The following is a 22,144-nucleotide window of genomic DNA, read 5'->3' as shown; positions in this document are numbered from 1 at the left end:
TACGTGCCAGTAACCCCCGGCCGTTGTGTACCTACGCGACCGAAGGGTGCACACTACGCGGGACCGGGAGCCACAACACCCCACGCTCGACCGGGCCGTGCATTGGAGAGGAAGGAGCTGGCGAGTGTTCACCCGCATCGCCATCGTGAATCGGGGTGAGGCCGCCATGCGCCTCATCCACGCTGTCCGAGATTTGGCCGCGGAGACCGCGCAGTCGATCGAAACCGTCGCTCTGTACACCGATGTCGACCGGAACGCGACATTCGTCAGAGAGGCCGATATCGCCTACGACCTCGGTCCGGCATCGGCGCGCCCGTATCTGGACCTGAAGGTGCTCGAGCGCGCCCTCGTGGCGACCAAGGCCGATTCCGCCTGGGTCGGTTGGGGTTTCGTGGCCGAGGATCCGGCCTTCGCGGAGTTGTGCGAGCAGATCGGGGTCACCTTCATCGGGCCCAGCCCCGAGGCCATGCGCAAACTCGGCGACAAGATCGGCGCGAAGCTGATCGCCGAGGAGGTCGGCGTGCCGGTGGCGCCGTGGAGTCGCGGCGGTGTCGATACCGTGGACGCGGCCGTCGCGGCCGCCGCCGAGATCGGTTACCCGCTGATGCTCAAGGCGACCGCGGGCGGTGGTGGCCGCGGCATCCGCATGGTCACCAACGAGGCCGAACTGGTCGACGCCTACGAGCGCACCCGGCAGGAAGCCGCGCGGGCGTTCGGCAGCGGTGTCGTATTCCTGGAGCGGCTGGTGACCGGCGCCCGGCACGTCGAGGTCCAGGTGATCGCGGACGGTCAGGGCACCGCGTGGGCGCTGGGCGTGCGCGACTGTTCGGTGCAGCGGCGCAATCAGAAGGTCATCGAGGAGTCGGCGTCGCCGGTGCTGCGTCCCGAGCAGACCGCCGAACTCAAGGCCTCGGCCGAGCGGCTGGCGGTCGCGGTCGGTTACCGCGGCGCGGCCACGGTCGAATTCCTCTATCACCCCGGCGACCAACTGTTCGCCTTCCTCGAGGTGAATACCCGCCTGCAGGTCGAACATCCGATCACCGAGTACACCACCGGAGTCGATCTGGTGCGGGCGCAGCTGCACGTGGCGTCCGGCGGCAGGCTCGAGGGCGAACCGCCCGCCGAGCGTGGCCACGCCATCGAGGCGCGGCTCAACGCCGAGGATCCCGACCGCGATTTCGCGCCCGCCCCGGGCCGCATCGCGCGACTGGATCTGCCCGCGGGCCCGGGCATTCGCGTGGATACCGGTGTCAGCGAGGGCGATACGATCCCCGCCGACTTCGATTCGATGATCGCCAAGATCATCGCCTACGGCAGCACCCGTGACCAGGCGCTGGCCCGGCTGCGCCGGGCGATGACCGAGACCCGCGTGGTGATCGAGGGCGGCGCGACCAACAAGAGTTTCGTCCTCGATCTGCTGATCCAGCCCGAGGTGATCGACGCCAGCGCCGACACCGGCTGGATCGACCGGGTGCGCGGCGAGGGCCGTCTGATCTCGCATCGCCACTCCGCCGTCGCACTCGCCGCCGCGGCCATCGACGCCTATGAGGAGGAAGAGCGGGGCGAGCGTCATCGGCTGCTGTCCACCGCATCCGGTGGCCGTCCGCAGGTGCAGCACGAGAGCGGCCGCCCGCTGGATCTGAAGTTGCGCGGCGCGGGCTACCGCGTGCGCGTGGCGCGCATCGGCGCCCATCGGTTCCGGATCGGTATCGAGGCCGGTGGTGAAATCCGCACCGCCGATGTCGATCTCGAACGCTTCGATCGCCACGCCGGGCAGATCGTGGTCAACGGCATCCGGTATCGCCTGATCACCGGCACGCACGGGCCGATCCATCTGGTCGATGTCGACGGTGTGACGCATCGGATCAGCCGCGACGAGGGCGGTATCGTCCGCGCACCCGCTCCCGCACTGGTCGTCGCCACACCGCTGGAGGTCGGCGCCGAGGTCGAGGCCGGTGCGCCGGTGCTGGTGCTGGAGAGCATGAAGATGGAAACGGTGCTGCGCGCACCGTTCCGGGCCCGATTGAAGGAATGCTCGGTATCGGTCGGCACCCAGGTGGAGACCGGTGCGCCGATGTTGCGGCTCGAACCGCTCGCCGACGAGGACGAGGCCGAGGAGACCACGGCGACCACCTCGGTCGAGATGGACCTGCCCGAGGAGACCGCGCCGATCCAGCCGCATGAGCGGATGACCCGCGGCCTGCAGGATCTGCGCAGCCTGCTGCTGGGTTTCGATGTCGACCCGCACGACGATCGCCGCGTGGTCGACGGCTATCTCACCGCGCGCCGGGCGGCCCTCGCCGACAATCACCGGCCGCTGGCCGAGGAACTCGAACTCGTGCAGGTGTTCGCCGATCTCGCCGAGCTGAGCAACAACCGGTCGTGGGAGGACGACGGCGGCCAGAGCCATGTGCACAGCGCCCGCGAGTACTTCCACACCTATCTGCAGAGCCTCGATGTCGAGCGGGCCGGACTGCCGGAGGCGTATCAGGCCAAGCTGGCCAAGGCGCTCGGGCATTACGGTGTCACCGATCTGGAGCGCACCCCCGATCTCGAGGCCGCGGTCTTCCGGATCTTCCTGGCCCAGCAGCGTCCCTCCGACACCGTCACCGTCATCACCACGATGTTGCGGGAATGGCTGCGCGAGCCGGTGCCCGATCGTGCGCTGCGCGAGCCCGTCGGCCTGGCGCTGGAGCGTCTGGTGGCGGCCACGCAGGTGCGTTTCCCGATGATCGCGGATCTGACGCGCGGTCTGGTGTTCGCCTGGTTCGGTCAGCCGTTGCTGCGGCGCAACCGCGCCCGGGTGTACACCAACGTGCGAAAGCATCTGCGCCACTTGGATTCCCATCCGGATTCGGCCGATCGTGCCGAGCGCGTTTCCGATATGGTGCGTAGCACCGAACCGCTGGTGCGACTGCTCGGCCAGCGTCTGGTGCGCGGCAACCCGGACAACACGATCATGCTCGAGGTGCTGACCCGGCGGTACTACGGCAACAAGGGCCTCACCGGCGTTCGCACCCAGGAGGTCGGCGGCTGCACCTTCGTGATCGCCGAGCGGCGCGGGCTGACCCTGGTGTCGGCCGCGGTGAGTTTCGACGAACTCGATACCGTGCTGCGCGGGCTCACCGAGCTGGCGAGCGGCGCGATGTCCATCGAGGCCGATATCTACCTCGGCTGGGAGCGGCAGCCCGAGGACTTCGACGCGATGGCCGTGGCATTGCAGGATGTGCTCAGCGCGCAGCCGATGCCGAATCAGGTGCACCGGATCACCACCACCGTCGCGGGCAGCGGCGGCGCGGTGATGCACCACCACTTCACCTTCCGTCCATCGGCGACCGGCATGGCCGAGGAGCGACTGATCCGCGGCCTGCATCCGTATATCGCGGAGCGGATGCAGATGAAGCGGCTGCGCAAGTTCGACCTGACCCGGCTGCCGTCCTCGGACAACGACGAGGTGTACCTGTTCCGGTGCGTCGCCAAGGAGAATCCGTCCGACGAGCGACTGGTCGCCTTCGCGCAGGTGCGTGACCTGGCCGCGCTGCGCGAGCACGACGGCCGGCTGCTGGCCCTGCCGACGGCCGAGGCCACCATCGCCACCTGCCTCGACTCGATCCGCCGGGCCCAGTCGCGGCGGCCGTCGGCGAAGCGGTTCAACACCAACCGCATCGTGATGTACATCTGGCCGCCGATCGACCTGTCCCCCGCCGAATTCGAGACCGTCGTCGGGCGCGTGGAGCCGACGGCCGCGGGCGCGGGGCTCGAGGAGATCCTCATCATCGCGCGCCAGCGCGACCCGCAGAGCGGTGAGCTGGCCAAGGTCGCCGTGCATATCGCCTTCGACGCCGCCGGCGGCACCGCGGTAACCGTCAACGGGCGGACCGACGAGGCGGTCGAACCGCTCGACGAGTACCGGCAGAAGGTGCTGCGGGCCAGCAGCCGCAACACCGTGTACCCGTACGAATTGACCGGTCTGCTCGGCGATTTCGCCGAATACGATCTCGACGCCGATCATGCGCTGGTCCCGGTCGACCGGCCCAAGGGCCGCAACACCGCGGCCATCGTGGCGGGCGTGGTCAGCACGGTGACCGAACAGCATCCCCAGGGCGTCACCCGCGTCGTGCTGCTCGGCGATCCGACGAAATCCCTTGGCGCGCTGTCGGAGCCGGAGTGCCGCCGGGTGATCGCCGCCATGGATCTGGCCGAACGGATGCGGGTGCCGCTGGAGTGGTACGCGCTGTCCTCGGGCGCGCGGATCTCGATGACATCCGGTACCGAGAACATGGACTGGGTGGCCGCGGCGCTCAAGCGGATCGTCGAATTCACCCAGGGCGGCGGCGAAATCAACATCGTGGTCGCGGGCATCAACGTCGGCGCGCAGCCGTACTGGAATGCCGAGGCCACCATGCTGATGCATACCAAGGGCATCCTGGTGATGACACCGGATTCGGCGATGGTGCTCACCGGTAAGCAGGCGCTGGACTTCTCCGGCGGCGTCTCGGCCGAGGACAACTTCGGCATCGGCGGTTACGACCGGGTGATGGGCCCCAACGGCCAGGCGCAGTACTGGGCACCGCATCTGACCGCGGCGCGCGACATCCTGATGTCGCACTACGACCACACCTATGTGGCGCCGGGCGAGGCGGCGCCGCGGCGGTCGCGGACCGAGGATCCTCTCGATCGCGACGTCTCCGATTTCCCGCATGCCGTGGCCGACAGCGATTTCGCCACCGTCGGCGAGATCTTCTCCGCCGCCAAGAATCCCGATCGCAAGAAGCCGTTCGACATTCGCACCGTGATGCGGGCGCTGTCGGATCAGGACCATCCGGTGCTGGAACGCTGGGCCGGAATGGCCGACGCCGAAACCGCGGTCGTGCAGGACGCGCATCTCGGCGGCATCCCGATCTGCCTGCTGGGCATCGAATCACGCAGCGTGCCCCGGCGCGGCTTCCCGTCCACCGACGGCCCGGACATCTACACCGCGGGCACGCTGTTCCCGCGGTCGTCGAAGAAGGCGGCGCGGGCGATCAACGCCGCCAGCGGTAATCGGCCGCTGGTGGTCCTGGCGAACCTGTCGGGCTTCGACGGCTCGCCCGAGTCGATGCGTAAACTGCAGCTCGAGTACGGTGCCGAGATCGGCCGCGCGATCGTGAACTTCCAAGGGCCCATTGTGTTCTGCGTGATTTCGCGGTACCACGGCGGCGCGTTCGTGGTGTTCTCGAAGGCGCTCAATCCGAACATGCTCGTGCTCGCGCTGGAGGGTTCGGTCGCCTCGGTGCTCGGCGGCGCACCCGCGGCGGCGGCGGTGTTCTCCAGTGAGGTCAACACTCGGACCGCGGCCGATCAGCGGGTGCGGGATCTGGAGGCGCGCGCGGCCAATGCGGCCGGTGCCGCCCGCGCGGCCCTGATCGCCGAGCTCGAGGAGACCCGATCCTCGGTGCGCGCCGAGAAGCTCGGTGATGTCGCCGCGGAATTCGATCGCGTGCACAACATCCAGCGCGCGGTCGAGGTCGGTTCGGTCGACGCCATCATCCGCGCCGCCGAATTGCGTCCGCGCATCATCGAGGCGCTCGAGGCACGCCTGCCCTGATGAGATCCCCGGCCTGCCGATCGACGACGACGTCGATCGGCAGGCCGGTCTCGTCAGCGCGAATCCGTGACTACTTCGCCGGTACGGGATCGCGTCGACGAATTCGGCCGGATGCCAGCGCCAGAATCGTTGCCGCGGCCACCAATCCGACGCCCACCCACAGCGCCGATCGCACACCGTCCGCGTCCACGGCCCGCCCGCCCAGCAGCGCGCCCAGCGTGATCGCGCCGTTGAAGACCGCGACGAGGATGGCCGAGGCCGCTTCCCGCGCGCCGAATGCGGTGGCCAGGGTCCAGTTCTGGGTGCTCACCGAGACGCCGCCGTAGGAAATGCCCCAGAGCATGAGCAGGATCGCGGCCGCTGCCGCGGTAGTGCCGAGGGCCGCCAGCTGATCGGACTCGCGTGCACCGCACCGGATTACTGGCGCGAGGCGCAGGCGCCGCGGCATACGCCGGACGGGCGGGCGATTCCGGCGGGTCCGGCGGTGCGCACGACGCAGGAGGCGATCGCCGCGGTCGCGGCGGGGCGGGGCGCACTGTTGTTGTGCCGCACCACCGCCGAGTATCACCGCCGCCCCGACGTGCGGTTCGTGCCCGTGCGCGGCGTGCCCGACTCCCAGCTCGGACTGGTCTGGGCGCGCGATCACGAGAGCGCTCGCGTCCTGGAATTCGCCCGCGTGCTCGCCGCGGCGCCCGAGGCGATTACGCCGATTCGGTCATAAATCGCAGTACGGAATTCGATCAAAGACCGCCTTCATTCGGTGCGCATTCAGAAGGAACAGTTGTAGGCTGTGCCGTAGCTCACACGAGTGCGGGCGTTGATATGACGCCTTCCGTCAGGTCCTCCTTTCGTCCGCGCCGGTGTGCAGCGGGCCTTGGGCGAGACTGGCCCGGCAGACGACGACGTCAGCCCCGCCTCCGCAGCTGCCGTCCGCGGCCAGGTCTCGAGGAGGGGTTTGCAGTTGTGAATACCGAGGTGCCAACTCTTGTTCTCGGCGCGGTCGCTGCGGCGTTCGCGCTCGTATCGCTGTTCCTTGCGGCTTTCATCGGCCCGAAGCGCTACAACCGGGCCAAACTCGAGGCGTACGAGTGCGGTATCGAGCCGACCCCGCATTCGGTAGGGGGTGGCCCCGGAAATGCTGGCGGACAACGCTTTCCGGTGAAGTACTACCTCACCGCGATGCTGTTCATCATCTTCGACATCGAGATCGTGTTCCTGTACCCCTGGGCGATCCACTTCGATGCGCTGGGTGTGTTCGGGCTGGCCGCGATGGCGCTGTTCATCTTCAACGTCTCGGTGGCCTACGCGTACGAGTGGCGGCGTGGCGGATTGAGCTGGGACTGAGCCGAAACCAATAGGGGAAGTGACAATGGGTCTCGAGGAGAAGCTGCCCAGCGGATTCCTGCTGAGCACGGTCGAACAGTTCGCGGGATATCTGCGTAAGGGCTCGCTGTGGCCGGCCACCTTCGGGCTGGCCTGCTGCGCGATCGAGATGATGGCCACCGGTGCGGGGCGTTTCGACCTCGCGCGCTTCGGCATGGAGGCGTTCCGTGCCTCGCCGCGGCAGGCCGATCTGATGATCGTCGCGGGCCGGGTCAGCCAGAAGATGGCGCCGGTCCTGCGTCAGGTCTACGACCAGATGACCGAGCCGAAATGGGTGCTGGCGATGGGCGTCTGCGCCTCGTCGGGCGGCATGTTCAACAACTACGCCATCGTGCAGGGCGTGGATCACATTGTGCCCGTGGACATCTACCTGCCCGGCTGCCCGCCGCGGCCGGAGATGCTGCTGCACGCGATCCTGAAACTGCACGAGAAGATCCAGGAGATGCCGCTCGGCGTCGACCGCGAGGAGGCCGTACGGGCCGCCGAGGAGGCGGCGCTCGCGGTCACTCCCACCGTCCGGATGACAGGGCTGTTGCGATGACCGAACAGAACGAAAGCCAACTGGCCGAACAGGATCAGCGCGCGCAGCCCGGCGACGAGGTCATCGGGGTGCGCCACGGCATGTTCGGGGTCACCGGCTCCGGGGACACCTCCGGATACGGCGGCCTGGTCCGCACCGTCAGCCTGCCCGGTAGCACCCCGCCACCCTACGGCGGCTACTTCGACGAGCTGATCGATCGGCTGCGAGAAGTATTGTCCGACGATGGATTCGCCGAATCCATCGAGAAGATCGTGGTGTTCCGGGGCGAGCTGACCCTGCATGTGCGGCGCGTGCGGCTGCTCGCAGTGGCCCGGGCGCTGCGCGATGACGCGGCGCTGCGATTCGAGCTGTGCCTGGGCGTGAGCGGGATGCACTATCCCGACGACACCGGGCGCGAACTGCATGCCGTCACCCACCTGAATTCGATCACCCACGGCCGCCGGCTGCGGCTCGAGGTGTCGGTGCCCGATGCCGATCCGCATATGCCGTCGCTGTATTCGGTGTATCCGACGACGGATTGGCACGAGCGGGAGACCTACGACTTCTTCGGCATCCTGTTCGACGGACATCCCGCGCTGACCCGCATCCTCATGCCCGACGACTGGCGCGGGCATCCCCAGCGCAAGGACTATCCGCTCGGCGGAATCCCGGTCGAGTACAAGGGCGCGCGCATCCCGCCGCCCGACCAGCGGAGGGCGTACAGCTGATGAACGAAACAGAGATGACCCGCGCCTCCGGCGCGGGACCCAGTGGTGACGTGGGCGCAGGACCGAGTGGTGACGTGGGGGCTGGACCGAGTGGTGACGTGGGGGCGGGAGAGGTTGGGACGCAGTCCGGTTCGTCGGTGCCGAAGGCAGTGACCGTCTCCGGGCAGGACTGGGACGAGGTGCGCGAGGCCCTCGGCGGGGCCGCCGAGGAACGCATCGTCGTCAACATGGGTCCGCAGCACCCCTCCACGCATGGGGTGCTGCGGCTGATCCTGGAGATCGAGGGCGAGACCGTCACCGAGGCGCGGTGCGGAATCGGCTATCTGCACACCGGGATCGAGAAGAATCTCGAATTCCGCAACTGGGTGCAGGGGGTCACCTTCGTCACCCGGATGGACTATCTGTCGCCGTTCTACAACGAGACGGCGTACTGCCTGGGCGTGGAGAAGCTGCTCGACATCACCGACGATATCCCTGAGCGCGCCACCGTGGTCCGGGTCATGCTCATGGAGCTCAACCGGATCTCCTCGCATCTGGTGGCACTGGCCACCGGGGGCATGGAGCTGGGCGCGCTCACGCCGATGCTGTTCGGATTCCGCGAGCGCGAACTGGTCCTCGACATCTTCGAGCTGATCACCGGGCTGCGGATGAATCACGCGTTCATCCGGCCCGGCGGCCTCGCGCAGGATCTACCCGAGGACGGCGTGCCCCGGATCCGGGAGCTGTTGGCGCTCATGCCCTCTCGGCTGCACGATCTGGAGCTGCTGCTCAACGAGAATCCGATCTGGAAGGCCCGCACGCGCGGCGTCGGCTATCTGGACCTGGCGGGATGCATGGCCCTGGGCATCACCGGACCGGTCCTGCGTGCCACCGGCCTGCCGCACGATCTGCGGAAGTCCGAGCCCTACTGCGGTTACGAGACCTACGACTTCGACGTGATGACCGATACCGGCTGTGATGCCTACGGCCGCTATCTGATTCGCGTCAACGAGATGAAGGAGTCGCTCAAGATCGTCGAGCAGTGCCTGGACCGGCTGCGGCCCGGTCCGGTCATGGTCGACGACAAGAAGATCGCCTGGCCCGCCGATCTGGCGCTGGGCCCGGACGGATTGGGCAACTCCGCCAAACATATCGGCAAGATCATGGGCACCTCGATGGAGGCGCTGATCCACCACTTCAAGCTGGTCACCGAGGGGCTGAGAGTGCCTGCGGGACAGGTGTATTCGGCGGTGGAGTCGCCGCGCGGCGAACTGGGTGTGCATATGGTCTCCGACGGCGGCAGCCGCCCGTATCGGGTGCACTATCGCGACCCGTCGTTCACGAATCTGCAGGCGGTAGCGGTGACATGTGAGGGCGGCATGGTCGCCGACGTGATCGCCGCCGTTGCCAGCATCGACCCGGTGATGGGTGGTGTGGACCGATGACAGAGATCCTGTTGAAGCTGGGCACCCGGCCGATTCCGTATCCGCAGGAGGTGCGCGACCGGTTACAGCTCGAGGCGAAGGAGATCATCGAACGCTATCCGCAACCGCGGTCGGCGCTACTGCCGCTGCTGCATCTGGTGCAGGCCGTGGAGGGCTATGTATCCGGTACCGGCATCGGATTCTGCGCCGAGCAGCTGGGTTTGACCGATGCCGAGGTCACCGCGGTGGCCACCTTCTATTCGATGTACCGGCGCACCCCGACCGGGGACTATCACGTCGGCGTCTGCACCAATACGCTGTGCGCGGTCCTGGGCGGCGACGAGATCATGACCGATCTGACCGAACATCTGGGCATCGGGCACGGCGAGACCACCTCCGACGGCGCGGTCACCCTCGAGCACATCGAATGCAACGCCGCCTGCGATTACGCGCCGGTGCTGATGGTCAATTGGGAGTTCTTCGACAATCAGACCCCGCAATCGGCTCGGGCGCTGGTGGATTCGCTGCGCCGCGGCGACCAGGTCACCGGTACGCGCAGCGGTGCGCCGCTGTGCTCGTTCCGCGAGACCGCCCGCATCCTCGCCGGATTCCCGGACGAGCGCCCGAATGCCAACGAGGGCGATCCGGGCGAGGCGACGCTGGCGGGGCTGCGGATCGCTCGCAGTACATCCGTGCCCGAACAACCCGTGCACCATAAGAAGTCGACCGACGGAGGCGCGCAATGACCCTCGCACCCGTCCTGACCCGCTACTGGGACGAACCGCAGTCCTGGACGCTGGAGACCTATCGCCGCCACGACGGATACCGGGCGCTGCCCAAGGCGCTGCGCACCGATCCAGACGAGGTGATCGCCACCGTCAAGGACGCCGGGCTGCGCGGTCGCGGCGGTGCGGGATTCCCGACCGGGATGAAGTGGGGCTTCATCCCGCAGGGCGATGACAAGCCGCACTATCTGGTGGTCAATGCCGACGAATCGGAACCGGGCACCTGCAAGGACATTCCGCTCATGCTGGCCACCCCGCATGTGCTGATCGAGGGAATCATCATCGCGTCCTACGCGATTCGCGCTTCGCACGCGTTCATCTACGTGCGCGGCGAGGTGCTGGGCGTGCTGCGGCGGCTGCAGACCGCGGTCGCCGAGGCGTATGCGGCGGGCTATCTGGGCCACGACATCCTCGGCTCGGGCTACGACCTCGAGCTGATCGTGCATGCCGGGGCCGGGGCCTATATCTGCGGTGAGGAGACCGCGCTGCTGGATTCGCTCGAGGGCCGCCGCGGCCAGCCCCGGCTGCGGCCGCCGTTCCCCGCGGTCGCCGGGCTGTATGCCTGCCCGACCGTGGTCAACAACGTGGAATCCATTGCCAGCGTGCCCGCGATCCTCGACAACGGCATCGACTGGTTCCGCTCGCTGGGCACTGAGAAATCGCCGGGCTTCACGCTGTATTCGCTGTCCGGGCACGTGACCCGGCCGGGTCAGTACGAGGCGCCGCTGGGCATCACGCTGCGCGAGCTGCTCGGCTACGCAGGCGGGGTGCGCAAGGGACATACGCTGAAGTTCTGGACCCCGGGCGGCTCGTCCACGCCGCTGCTGACCGATGAACATCTCGACGTACCGCTGGACTACGAGGGCGTCGGCGCGGCCGGATCCATGTTGGGTACCAAAGCATTACAGATCTTCGACGACACCACCTGCGTGGTGCGCGCGGTGCTGCGCTGGACCGAGTTCTACGCCCACGAATCCTGCGGCAAATGCACGCCGTGCCGCGAGGGCACCTACTGGCTGGTCCAGTTGCTCGAGCGGCTGGAGAAGGGCGGCGGCACCGAGGCCGATCTGGACAAGCTGCTCGATATCGCCGACACCATCAACGGCAAATCGTTCTGCGCGCTCGGCGACGGCGCGGCCAGCCCGATCTTCTCCTCGCTGAAGTACTTCCGCGACGAATACGTGCGGCATCTGCGCCGCGGCGGCTGCCCGTTCGACGCCGCGCGATCCACGGCATGGGCCGACACCTCCGACTCCGTCCAAGGGGGCGTGCGATGACAGCGACGGTCTCCACCGATAACAACAGCGTGGTCCCCCAGGATCTGGTGAGCATCACCATCGATGGCACCACGGTCAGCGTGCCCGCGGGGACGCTGATCATCCGGGCCGCCGAGCTGATCGGGATCCAGGTCCCGCGCTTCTGCGATCATCCGCTGCTCGATCCGGTCGGCGCGTGCCGCCAATGCATGGTCGAGGTCGAAGGGCAGCGCAAACCGGTCGCCTCCTGCACGATGGCCGTCACCGACGGCATGGTCATCAGCACCCAGCTCAGCTCCCCCGCCGCCGCCAAGGCGCAGGAGGGCGTGATGGAGCTGCTGCTGATCAACCATCCGCTGGACTGCCCGGTCTGCGATAAGGGCGGCGAATGCCCGCTGCAGAACCAGGCGATGTCCACCGGCCGCGGCGAGTCCCGGTTCGAGGGCGTCAAACGCACCTACCCCAAACCGATTCCGCTGTCGCCCGCGGTGCTGCTGGACCGCGAACGCTGCGTGCTGTGCGCGCGCTGCACCCGCTTCTCCCAGCAGGTCGCCGGGGATCCGTTCATCGAACTGATGGAACGCGGTGCGCTGGAACAGGTCGGCATCGCCGACGGGGAGCCGCTGGAGTCCTACTTCTCCGGCAATACCGTGCAGATCTGCCCGGTCGGCGCGCTCACCGGCACCGCCTACCGGTTCCGGGCACGCCCGTTCGATCTGGTGTCCAGTCCGGCCGTCTGCGAGCATTGCGCCTCCGGATGCGCGCAGCGCACCGATCATCGCCGCGGAAAGGTGCTGCGGCGCTTGGCCGGTGACGATCCACAGGTCAACGAGGAATGGAACTGCGATAAGGGTCGCTGGGCCTTCGCCTATGCCACCGAGGCCGACCGGCTGACCACACCGCTGGTCCGCGGCTGGGACGGGGTGCTGGCACCCGCGTCCTGGTCAGAGGCGCTGGCCCGGGCGGCCGAGGGGCTGGCCGCCGCGCGCGGCAATGCCGGTGTCCTGGTCGGCGGCCGGGTCACCACCGAGGATGCCTACGCCTACGCCAAGTTCGCGCGTATCGCGTTGGGCACCAACGATATCGACTTCCGCTCCCGCCCCCATTCCGCGGAGGAGGCCGAATTCCTCGCCGCCCGGGTCGCCGGGCAGGTATCGACCGTCGACTACGCCGCCCTCGAATCCGCGCCGGTGGTGCTGCTGGCCGGATTCGAGCCGGAGGAGGAATCGCCGATCGTCTATCTGCGCCTGCGCAAGGCGGCGCGCAAGGGCGGACCCACGGTATACGCGTTGGCGCCCTTCGCCTCTCGGGGCCTCGAGCGGATGTCGGGCCGGTTGTTGTCGACGGCGCCGGGCGAGGAGGCGCGGATGCTCGACACGCTCACCGACGCACAGCCGGATCTGGCCGAGCGGCTGCGTGCGCCCGGTGCGGTGATCCTGGTCGGCGAGCGGCTGGCCATGACGCCCGGCGCGCTCTCGGCCGCGGCGCGGCTGGCCGATACCACCGGTGCCGCGTTGGCCTGGGTGCCGCGCCGGGCCGGTGAGCGTGGCGCACTCGAGGCGGGTGCGCTGCCCACGCTGCTGCCGGGCGGTCGTCCGGTGGCCGATCCGCGTGCGCGCCAACAGGTTCGGGCGATATGGAACGTCGGGGAATTGCCCGCCGCGGCCGGTCGCGATACCGCCGCGATCCTCGCGGCCGCCTCGGCGCTGGGCGCACTGGTGGTCGGCGGCGTGGATGTCGCCGATCTGCCCGATCCCGCCGCAGCGCTCGCCGCGGTGGACGCGGCCCGGTTCGTGGTGAGCCTGGAGTTGCGGCGCAGCGCGATCACCGAACGCGCCGATGTCGTCTTCCCGGTCGCCTCCGCGATGGAGAAGTCGGGCAGCTTTCTCACCTGGGAGGGGCGTTCGCGCCCGTTCGAGGCCGCGCTGGGCGATGCCACCGTGCGCCGCGAGGCCGCACCGCTGGCCGACCATCGCGTGCTGCACGCCGTCGCCGACGAGATGGGCATCCGGCTCGGACTGCCCGACAGTGCCGCGGCGGATGCGGAATTGGCCGAACTCGGCGTCTGGGACGGCCCGCCCGCCGCGACGCCGGACCATCCCGCCGCGGCCGCCCCGGCGCCCGGGCCCGGCACGGCCGTGCTGGCGGGCTGGCGGATGCTGCTGGATCGGGGCCGAGCCCAGGACGGCGAACCGAATCTGGCCGCCACCGCGCGCCCGGCGGTGGTGCGGATGTCGAGTCAGACCGCAGCCGAAATCGGCGCCACCACAGGCGATCCCGTGCGGGTCAGCACCGACCACGGCCATATCGTGCTGCCCCTGGCGGTCACCGTGATGCCCGAACGGGTCGTGTGGCTGCCGTTGAATTCCCCCGGCTCGGTGGTGTTCGAACACCTCGCGACCACCCCCGGCCACCTCGTGCGTATCCGTCGGGAGGACCACCGTGAGTGACTCGAGCCTGTTCGGCCACGACCCGTGGTGGCTGGTCGTACTGAAATCGATCCTGATCTTCGTCTATCTGCTGCTCATCCCGATGCTCGCGGTGCTCATCGAGCGCAAGGTCGTCGCCTGGATGCAGATGCGGATCGGACCCAACCGGACCGGGCCGCGCGGCTATCTGCAGTCCATCGCCGACGGGGTGAAGATGCTCCTCAAGGAGGACATCATCCCGGCGATGGTGGATCGGCCCATTTATATTCTCGCGCCGGTGATTTCGCTGATTCCGGCGGTCATGGCGTTCGCGGTGATCCCGTTCGGGCCCTCGGTGTCCTGGTTCGGCACCCACTCGCCGGTGCAGCTGACCGATATGCCGGTCGCGGTGCTCTACATCCTGGCCATGGCCTCGGTCGGGGTGTACGGCATCGTGCTGGCCGGATGGGCGTCGGGGTCGACCTATCCGCTGCTGGGCGGGCTGCGCTCGACCGCGCAGGTGATCTCCTACGAGATCGCGATGGCGGCCTGTTTCGCGGCGGTCTTCCTGCTGACCGGGACCATGTCGACCTCCGGCATCGTCGACAAGCAGTGGGGCACCTGGAATGTGTGGCTGCTGCTGCCGTCGTTCGTGATCTACGCGGTATCGATGGTCGGCGAGACCAACCGTGCGCCCTTCGATCTGCCCGAGGCCGAGGGTGAGCTGGTCGGCGGCTTCCACACCGAGTACTCCTCGCTGAAGTTCGCCATGTTCATGATGGCCGAATACATCAACATGGGTACGGTGTCGGCGCTGGCGACCACGCTGTTCTTCGGCGGCTGGCATGCGCCGTTCCCGCTGAACCTGTGGGCGGGCGCGAATTCGGGCTGGTGGCCGGTGCTGTGGTTCACCGCGAAGGTCTGGGTCTTCCTGTTCGTGTTCATCTGGCTGCGCGGCACGCTGCCGCGGTTGCGTTACGACCAGTTCATGAATCTCGGCTGGAAGCTGCTGATTCCGGTGTCGCTGCTGTGGGTCATGGTGGTGGCGTCGCTGAAGGTGTTGCAGGACAACGGGTATCACGTGCAGACCGCGGGTCTGGTGGGCGGCGGCATCGTGGTGTCGCTGCTGCTGGTCGGCGCGGCGCTGCGGGCCGGACATCGCGGCGACGATCGCAGCGCGGTCGAACCCGCCGGGACGACGACCTATGCGGGCTTCCCGGTGCCGCCGATGCCCGAACGTCCCGCCGCCCAGGGCCCCAAGCCGGGGCTGCTGTCGCCGCTGGCCGGATTCTGGGTCACCTTCTCCACGATGTTCAAGGAGAAGAACACCGAGCAGTATCCGGAAGAGAAGGTGCCGACCGCGCCGCGCTATCACGGCCGCCACCAACTGAATCGGCATCCCGACGGACTCGAGAAGTGCATCGGCTGCGAGCTGTGCGCGTGGGCGTGTCCGGCCGATGCCATCTACGTCGAGGGCGCGGACAACACCGAGGCCGAACGCTTCTCCCCCGGCGAACGCTACGGCCGCGTCTATCAGATCAACTATCTGCGCTGCATCGGCTGCGGCCTGTGCATCGAGGCGTGCCCGACCCGCGCGCTGACCATGACCAACGAATACGAGATGGCCGACAACAATCGCGCCGCCCTGATCTTCGAGAAGGAGGATCTGCTGGCCCCGCTGCGGTCGGGCATGTACCCGCCGCCGCATGCGATGGCTCCGGGCTCCACCGATGCGGACTACTACCTCGGGAAGGTGCCGGGTTCGGAGACCGAGGCCGGGTCGCAACCCGCCGTGGTGGGCGCGGAAGGCGGTGTGCGATGAATTCGGTTCTCGCGGAGACGGTTACCCGCACCTCGACCGGAGAGACCGTGCTGTTCTGGGTGCTCGCGGTGGTCGCCGTCGCGGGCGCACTCGGCTTGGTGTGCGCCCGCAAGGCCGTGCATTCGGCGCTGGCCCTCGCCGCGACGATGATCACGCTGTCGGTGTTCTACATCGCCCAGGACGCACTGTTCCTCGGCGTGGTGCAGATCGTGGTCTACACCGGCGCGGTGATGATGCTGTTCCTGTTCGTGCTCATGCTCGTCGGCGTCGACTCCAACGAATCGCTGCGCGAGACGCTGCGCGGGCATCGGGTCGCGGTCGTGGTCGTCGGCATCGGCTTCGGCATCCTGCTCATCGGGGCGATCGCGCGCGGCGTCCGCGATAACGACGTCGCCGCGACGGGGCCCGGATTCGGCGCGAATCCCATTGCGGCGCTGGCGGATCTGATCTTCGTGCGGTACGTGTGGGCCTTCGAGCTGACCGGGGCCCTGCTCATCACCGCCACCATCGGCGCGATGGTGCTCGCGCATCGGGAGCGGTTCGGGCCGCGCACCGATCAGAAGGAGATGTCGCGGCGTCGGGTGCGGGAGGGCCGCCAGGTCACCCCGCTGCCTACGCCCGGTGTGTACGCGCGGCACAACGCGGTCGACATCCCGGCCCGGCTGCCCGACGGCTCGTTCGCCGAACTGTCGGTCTCCACGATCCTGCGGCATCGCCGCAACCGCGCCAACACCGAGGCCGCGGAGATCGGGGTCGGCAACGGCCACAACGGCACTACCGCTGAACCCGACAATCCCACCCGAGGCTGAGAGAAAGGCTCTGCGGTGAATCCGGACAACTACCTGTATCTGTCCGCGCTGCTGTTCACCATCGGCGCGGCCGGTGTGCTGGTGCGGCGCAACGCGATCGTGGTGTTCATGTGCATCGAGCTCATGCTCAACGCGGTGAACCTGACCTTCGTCACCTTCGCGCGCGAACACCACAATCTCGACGGCCAGGTGTTCGCCTTCTTCACGATGGTGGTGGCCGCCGCCGAGGTCGTCGTCGGCCTCGCGATCATCATGACCATCTTCCGCGCCCGCCGCTCGACCTCGGTCGACGACGCCAACCTGTTGAAGTACTGACGTGGGTACCGCGGATATGCTCTGGATGCTGCCCGCCCTCCCGCTGGCCGGTGCGGCAATTCTGTTGCTGCTGGGCCGGATCAGCGATCGCTGGGGGCACTGGCTGGGTTGTCTGATGGCGCTGGGATCGTTCGGCGTCGCGGTGTGGGCGTTCACCGACATGCTCGGCAAGACCACGGCCGACCGGTCCTATCACTACACCTTCTTCAGCTGGGTGCCGGCGGCCGGGCTGAAGGTCGACTTCGCGCTCGGGCTCGATCAGCTGTCGATGTGCTTCGCACTGTTGATCACCGGCGTCGGCTCGCTGATCCACCTCTACTCGGTCGGCTATATGAACCACGATCCGGGGCGGCGGCGATTCTTCGCCTATCTCAACCTGTTCCTGGCGGCCATGCTGATCCTGGTCCTCGCCGGCAACTACCTGGTGCTGTATCTCGGGTGGGAGGGCGTGGGCCTGGCCTCATATCTGCTGATCGGGTTCTGGTACGAGAAGCCTTCGGCCGCAACGGCCGCCAAGAAGGCGTTCGTCGTGAACCGGGTCGGCGATATGGGGCTGGCGATCGCCCTGTTCGTCATGTTCGCCACCTTCGGATCCATCGACTTCGGGCAGGTGTTCGCCGGGGCGCCGCATGCGAGTCAGGGCACGCTCACGGTCATCGGGCTGCTGTTGCTGTTGGGCGCGTGCGGTAAATCGGCGCAGGTGCCGCTGCAGTCCTGGCTCGGGGACGCGATGGAGGGCCCGACCCCGGTGTCGGCGCTCATCCACGCGGCGACCATGGTCACCGCCGGGGTGTATCTCATCGCGCGCTCGAATCCGATCTTCGATCTCGCGCCCGGCGCGCGCGCCGGGGTGCTGATCGTGGGCGCGGTGACACTGCTGTTCGGTGCGATCATCGGCTGCGCCAAGGACGACATCAAGAAGGCGCTGGCCGCCTCGACCATGAGCCAGATCGGGTACATGGTGCTGGCGGCGGGTCTGGGCCCGGCCGGATACGCGGTGGCGATCATGCATCTGCTGACCCACGGCTTCTTCAAGGCCGGACTGTTCCTCGGAGCGGGCTCGGTCATGCACGCCATGAACGACGAGACCGATATGCGCCGCTACGGTGCGCTGCGCACCGTCATGCCGATCACCTTCGCGACCTTCGGGCTCGGCTATCTGGCGATCATCGGGGTGCCGCCGTTCGCGGGGTTCTTCTCCAAGGACGCCATCATCGAGGCGGCGTTCGGGCACGGCGGCGCAACGGGATTCACCCTCGGCGCGGCCGCACTGCTGGGCGCGGGCATCACCGCCTTCTACATGACCCGCGTGATGCTGCTGACGTTCTTCGGTGAGAAGCGCTGGCATGCCGACGCCCATCCCCATGAGGCACCGGTGTCCATGACCGGGCCGATGATCCTGCTGGCGTTCGGATCGGTGTTCTCGGGCGGGCTGTTCGTCTTCGGATCCTCGCTGAAGAACTGGCTCGCACCGGTGGTGGGGCAGGAATCCCATGCCGAGAGCGGCGCATCGACCGTGGTGATCTCGATCGTCGCACTGGTCGTGGTCGCGATCGGCGCGTGGATCGCGGTGCGCCAGTACCAGTTGCAGCAGGTGCCCGAGACCGCGCCCACCGCGGTGACCGCGCTGACCGTGGCCGCGCGCCGCGACCTGTACGGCGACGCGATCAACGAGGCGGTATTCATGCGCCCCGGCGCGTACCTGACCCGCGCGCTGGTCTTCCTCGACAACCGCGGCATCGACGGCCTCGTCAACTCGACGGCCGCCCTGATCGGCGGCCTGTCGGCCCGAATCCGGCGCGTCCAAACCGGATTCGTCCGCTCCTACGCCCTGTCCATGTTCACCGGCGCGGCCCTGGTGGTCGCTGCCCTGCTGGCAGTGAGGCTCCTGTGAACGAGTTTCCTTGGCTGACAACGCTGTGGGTGCTGCCGCTGGCCGGTGCCGTGCTGGTGATGGTGATGCCCGCGGCGCAGCGCACCCTGGCCCGCTCGCTCGGGCTGGCCGTCTCGGTGGCGACCCTGGCCATCGGGATCGTGGTGGCGGTGCGGTTCGAGCCGGGCGGTGCGCGGTATCAGTTCGTCGAATCCCATGAGTGGATACCGGCTTTCGGGGCCGGATACACCCTCGGGGTCGACGGGATCGCGCTGGTGCTGGTGGTGCTGACCGCGGCGTTGGTGCCGCTGCTGATCCTGGCGGGGTGGCGCGATGAGCGTGAGGCGGGGACCGGGCAGCGGGTCGCGCATATCTATGTGGCGCTGACGCTGGTGGTCGAGGCGATGGTGCTGATCTCGTTCACCTCGCTCGATATTCTGCTGTTCTACGTGTTCTTCGAGGTCATGCTGATCCCGATGTACTTCCTCATCGGAGGGTTCGGGCCGCGCGGTGACGATCTGGCCCATCGCCAGCAGCGGTCGCGGGCGGCGGTGAAGTTCCTGCTGTACAACCTGTTCGGCGGTCTGATCATGTTGGCCGCGGTGATCGGGTTGTATGTGCTCACCGCGCGCCAGCATCTGGGCGGCAACGGCGGCACATTCGACTTCCGGGCCGTGATGGAGGCCGCGAACTCCGGTCAATTGGGTGCGGGCCCGGCGGTGTTGAACGCGCTGTTCCTCGGATTCATGTTCGCGTTCGCGGTGAAGGCGCCGCTGTGGCCGCTGCACACCTGGCTGCCCGACGCCGCGGTCTCGGCGACCCCGGCCAGTGCGGTGCTGATGATGGCGGTGGTCGACAAGGTCGGCACGTTCGGGATGCTGCGCTACTGTCTGTTGCTGTTCCCGTCCGCGACAAGCAGTTACGCGCCGCTGATCAGCGTGCTCGCGGTGATCGGCATCGTGTACGGCGCGTTGCTGGCGATCGGCCAGACCGATGTCATGCGGTTGATCGCCTACACCTCGATCTCGCATTTCGGGTTCATCATTCTGGGCATCTTCGCCCTGACGAATCAGGGTGGGGCCGGGGCGACGCTGTACATGGTCAATCACGGCATCTCCACCGCGGCACTGTTCCTGATCGCCGGATTCCTGACCTCGCGCCGCGGCACGCGCGTGATCGCGGAATTCGGCGGGGTGCAGAAGGTGGCGCCGATATTGGCGGGCACCTTCCTCATCGCGGGCCTGGCCACACTGTCGCTGCCCGGACTCGCGCCGTTCATCAGCGAATTCCTGGTCCTGATCGGCACATTCACCCGGTATCCGGTCGCCGCGATCATCGCCACCAGCGCGCTGGTGCTGGCGGCGGTGTACGTGCTGTGGATGTATCAGCGGATGATGACCGGCCCGGTGAAGGCGGGCAACGAGCGGGTGACCGATCTGCGGCCGCGTGAACTGGTCGTGGTCGCGCCGCTGCTGGCGGCGCTGCTGTTCCTGGGCGCCTATCCGAAACCGGTGCTGGATCTGATCAATCCGGCGGTGGCCGGCACGCTGACCACCATCGGCAAACATGATCCCGGGCCCACGGTGCGGCCGGAGGCCGCCACTCCCAGTGGAGGTGCGCACAAGTGATTCAGGTTCTCGCGGCCGCGGCGACGGTTCCGGCTCCGTCGATCGAATACCGGCTGCTCTCACCGATGCTCATCGTCTTCGCCGCGGCGGTGATCGGCGTGCTGGTGGAGGCGTTCGCGCCCCGCGCGTGGCGGTATCCGCTGCAACTGGTCGTCGGATTCCTCGGCTGCGGTCTCGCACTCGCCGCGGTGATCATGCTGTCGGGCACCGAAGCGACCGCGATCGTGTACGCGGTGGCGGTGGACGGGGTGACGCTGTTCCTGCAGGGCACGATCCTGGTGACCGCGATCCTCGGGCTGGCGCTGATGGCCGAGCGCGGTATCGAACCGCGGCTGGCGCGCAAGGAGGGTCCGGGCACGTGGAGCCGGGCCGCGGCGACCGCGGCCGGGGTGATCGCGATCGACGCGTTCACCCCGCAGGCAGCCGCGATGCCCGGCTCTCCCGACGAGATCGCCGCCACCCGAGCCGGTTTCGCCACCACCGAGGTGTTCCCGCTGGCGCTGTTCGCGCTCGGGGGCCTGCTGCTCTTCCCGGCGTCCAACGATCTGCTGACGATGTTCGTGGCGCTCGAGGTGCTGTCGCTGCCGCTGTATCTGCTGTGCGGGCTGGCGCGGCGGCAGCGGCTGCTGTCGCAGGAGTCGGCGCTGAAGTACTTTCTGCTGGGCGCGTTCTCCTCGGCGTTCTTCCTCTACGGGATGGCGCTGCTGTACGGGTACGCCGGGACCGTGCGCTTCGCCGGGATAGCCGAGGCGCTGGGCCGCGACACCAATTCCAAGACCCTCGCGGTGCTCGGGTTGGCGATGCTGGCGGTGGGGCTGCTGTTCAAGATCGGTGCGGTGCCGTTCCAGTCCTGGGTGCCCGATGTGTATCAGGGCGCGCCGACGCCGGTGACCGCGTTCATGGCCGCCGGAACCAAGATCGCGGCAGTCGGTGCGCTGCTGCGCATTCTGCAGATGGCCGTGCCCGGGCTGCGTGATGATTGGCGGCCGATTATCGCCGCGGTCGCGATCGCGACCATGGCGGTGGGCGCGATCATGGCGGTCACCCAGACCGATGTGAAGCGGATGCTGGCGTATTCGTCGGTGGCGCACGCCGGTTTCATTCTCACGGCGCTGGCGGCCGGGAATATCGACGGGGTGTCGGCGGTGCTGTTCTATCTGGCCGCCTACGGTGTGGGCACGGTCGGCGCGTTCGCGGTGGTGACGCTGGTGCGTGATCGGTCCGGGCAGGAGGCGACGGCACTCGCGTCGTGGGCCGGGCTGGGCCGCCGATCTCCCTGGCTGGCCACGGTTTTCGCGCTGTTTCTGCTGTCGTTCGCGGGGATCCCGCTCACCAGCGGATTCATCAGCAAGTTCGCGGTGTTCACCGCCGCCAGTTCCAGCGGATTCGCCTCGCTGGTGATCGTCGGTGTGATCTCGAGTGCGGTGGCGGCGTTCTTCTACATTCGGGTGATCGTGCTGATGTTCTTCACCGATCCGCCCGCCGACGCGCCGCAGATCGTCGGGCCGCCGGTGACCAGCACGGTGATCGCGGTGACCGCCGCGGCCACCCTGGTGCTGGGTATCGTGCCGCAGCCGCTGCTGGATCTGGCGCAGCGGTCCGCGGTGTTCGTGCGCTGACTCGTCGA

General features: G+C 68.0%; 16 protein-coding genes. 15 read left to right on the top strand and 1 reads right to left on the bottom strand.

The features are described from left to right. The first annotated feature begins 124 nt into the window (after window positions 1-124). Window positions 125-5,587, top strand: a complete 5,463-nt coding sequence (locus tag ACIA76_RS40570) for a carboxyl transferase domain-containing protein (RefSeq protein WP_397160369.1) — start codon at window positions 125-127, stop codon at window positions 5,585-5,587. A 70-nt stretch (window positions 5,588-5,657) separates the two neighbouring features. Here ACIA76_RS40570 and ACIA76_RS40565 read toward each other — a convergent pair whose 3' ends face one another. Beyond that, complete coding sequence (locus ACIA76_RS40565) at window positions 5,658-6,035, bottom strand: hypothetical protein (RefSeq protein ID WP_397160368.1); 378 nt, start codon at window positions 6,033-6,035, stop codon at window positions 5,658-5,660. A 36-nt stretch (window positions 6,036-6,071) separates the two neighbouring features. On the opposite strand from ACIA76_RS40565, the gene ACIA76_RS40560 reads away from it, so the two are divergent. The 14 genes from ACIA76_RS40560 (at window position 6,072) to nuoN (ending at window position 22,136) form a co-directional block, all read left to right on the top strand. Continuing rightward, window positions 6,072-6,308, top strand: a complete 237-nt coding sequence (locus ACIA76_RS40560; RefSeq protein WP_397160366.1) for a hypothetical protein — start codon at window positions 6,072-6,074, stop codon at window positions 6,306-6,308. 242 nt (window positions 6,309-6,550) lie between these two features. Continuing rightward, entirely contained in the window at window positions 6,551-6,931 is a 381-nt protein-coding gene (locus ACIA76_RS40555) for an NADH-quinone oxidoreductase subunit A (RefSeq protein ID WP_397160364.1), read from the top strand. 25 nt (window positions 6,932-6,956) lie between these two features. After that, window positions 6,957-7,511, top strand: coding sequence for a NuoB/complex I 20 kDa subunit family protein (locus tag ACIA76_RS40550; protein ID WP_397160362.1), 555 nt, complete (start codon window positions 6,957-6,959; stop codon window positions 7,509-7,511). Next, window positions 7,508-8,218, top strand: coding sequence for an NADH-quinone oxidoreductase subunit C (locus ACIA76_RS40545; protein WP_397160360.1), 711 nt, complete (start codon window positions 7,508-7,510; stop codon window positions 8,216-8,218). The genes ACIA76_RS40550 and ACIA76_RS40545 overlap by 4 nt, the downstream gene beginning before the upstream one ends. A gap of 137 nt (window positions 8,219-8,355) precedes the next feature. After that, window positions 8,356-9,642: an NADH dehydrogenase (quinone) subunit D gene (gene nuoD, locus ACIA76_RS40540; protein WP_397160358.1), complete on the top strand. Its 1,287-nt coding sequence runs from the start codon at window positions 8,356-8,358 to the stop codon at window positions 9,640-9,642. After that, window positions 9,639-10,367: an NADH-quinone oxidoreductase subunit NuoE gene (gene nuoE, locus ACIA76_RS40535; protein ID WP_397160356.1), complete on the top strand. Its 729-nt coding sequence runs from the start codon at window positions 9,639-9,641 to the stop codon at window positions 10,365-10,367. The genes nuoD and nuoE overlap by 4 nt, the downstream gene beginning before the upstream one ends. Then, on the top strand, window positions 10,364-11,683 hold the full coding sequence (gene nuoF / locus ACIA76_RS40530; protein WP_397160354.1) for an NADH-quinone oxidoreductase subunit NuoF: 1,320 nt from the start codon (window positions 10,364-10,366) through the stop codon (window positions 11,681-11,683). The genes nuoE and nuoF overlap by 4 nt, the downstream gene beginning before the upstream one ends. Next, entirely contained in the window at window positions 11,680-14,112 is a 2,433-nt protein-coding gene (locus tag ACIA76_RS40525; protein ID WP_397160352.1) for an NADH-quinone oxidoreductase subunit G, read from the top strand. The genes nuoF and ACIA76_RS40525 overlap by 4 nt, the downstream gene beginning before the upstream one ends. Then, window positions 14,105-15,892 (top strand): NADH-quinone oxidoreductase subunit NuoH, encoded by a 1,788-nt coding sequence (nuoH, locus tag ACIA76_RS40520; RefSeq protein WP_397160351.1) that lies wholly within the window; start codon window positions 14,105-14,107, stop codon window positions 15,890-15,892. The genes ACIA76_RS40525 and nuoH overlap by 8 nt, the downstream gene beginning before the upstream one ends. Beyond that, window positions 15,889-16,701 (top strand): NADH-quinone oxidoreductase subunit J, encoded by an 813-nt coding sequence (locus ACIA76_RS40515; RefSeq protein WP_397160349.1) that lies wholly within the window; start codon window positions 15,889-15,891, stop codon window positions 16,699-16,701. The genes nuoH and ACIA76_RS40515 overlap by 4 nt, the downstream gene beginning before the upstream one ends. A gap of 15 nt (window positions 16,702-16,716) precedes the next feature. Then, window positions 16,717-17,016: an NADH-quinone oxidoreductase subunit NuoK gene (gene nuoK / locus ACIA76_RS40510; RefSeq protein ID WP_397160347.1), complete on the top strand. Its 300-nt coding sequence runs from the start codon at window positions 16,717-16,719 to the stop codon at window positions 17,014-17,016. Window positions 17,017-17,032: 16 nt separating this feature from the next. Further along, window positions 17,033-18,910 carry an NADH-quinone oxidoreductase subunit L gene (gene nuoL / locus ACIA76_RS40505; protein WP_397160444.1) on the top strand — a complete coding sequence of 626 codons (1,878 nt, stop codon included), beginning with the start codon at window positions 17,033-17,035 and terminating at the stop codon, window positions 18,908-18,910. After that, entirely contained in the window at window positions 18,907-20,517 is a 1,611-nt protein-coding gene (locus ACIA76_RS40500) for an NADH-quinone oxidoreductase subunit M (RefSeq protein WP_397160345.1), read from the top strand. Before nuoL ends, ACIA76_RS40500 begins: the two co-directional genes overlap by 4 nt. Further along, the gene (nuoN, locus tag ACIA76_RS40495; protein ID WP_397160442.1) at window positions 20,517-22,136 is read left to right on the top strand and encodes an NADH-quinone oxidoreductase subunit NuoN; all 1,620 of its coding nucleotides are present in this window, start codon (window positions 20,517-20,519) and stop codon (window positions 22,134-22,136) included. Before ACIA76_RS40500 ends, nuoN begins: the two co-directional genes overlap by 1 nt. Window positions 22,137-22,144: the final 8 nt, after the last annotated feature.

The organism is Nocardia sp. NPDC051570, assembly GCF_044454005.1.
Classification (GTDB): domain Bacteria; phylum Actinomycetota; class Actinomycetes; order Mycobacteriales; family Mycobacteriaceae; genus Nocardia.
The sequence above is the reverse complement of the archived record's forward strand: the minus strand, read 5'-3'. Positions and strand labels throughout refer to the sequence as shown.

Coding starts and splice junctions, on each gene's coding strand:
- nuoL (WP_397160444.1), top strand. CDS start 17,033: ATGCTCTGGATGCTGCCCGCCCTCCCGCTGGCCGGTGCGGCAATTCTG.
- nuoE (WP_397160356.1), top strand. CDS start 9,639: ATGACAGAGATCCTGTTGAAGCTGGGCACCCGGCCGATTCCGTATCCG.
- ACIA76_RS40515 (WP_397160349.1), top strand. CDS start 15,889: ATGAATTCGGTTCTCGCGGAGACGGTTACCCGCACCTCGACCGGAGAG.
- ACIA76_RS40545 (WP_397160360.1), top strand. CDS start 7,508: ATGACCGAACAGAACGAAAGCCAACTGGCCGAACAGGATCAGCGCGCG.
- ACIA76_RS40565 (WP_397160368.1), bottom strand. CDS start 6,035: ATGCCGCGGCGCCTGCGCCTCGCGCCAGTAATCCGGTGCGGTGCACGC.
- ACIA76_RS40550 (WP_397160362.1), top strand. CDS start 6,957: ATGGGTCTCGAGGAGAAGCTGCCCAGCGGATTCCTGCTGAGCACGGTC.
- ACIA76_RS40525 (WP_397160352.1), top strand. CDS start 11,680: ATGACAGCGACGGTCTCCACCGATAACAACAGCGTGGTCCCCCAGGAT.
- nuoF (WP_397160354.1), top strand. CDS start 10,364: ATGACCCTCGCACCCGTCCTGACCCGCTACTGGGACGAACCGCAGTCC.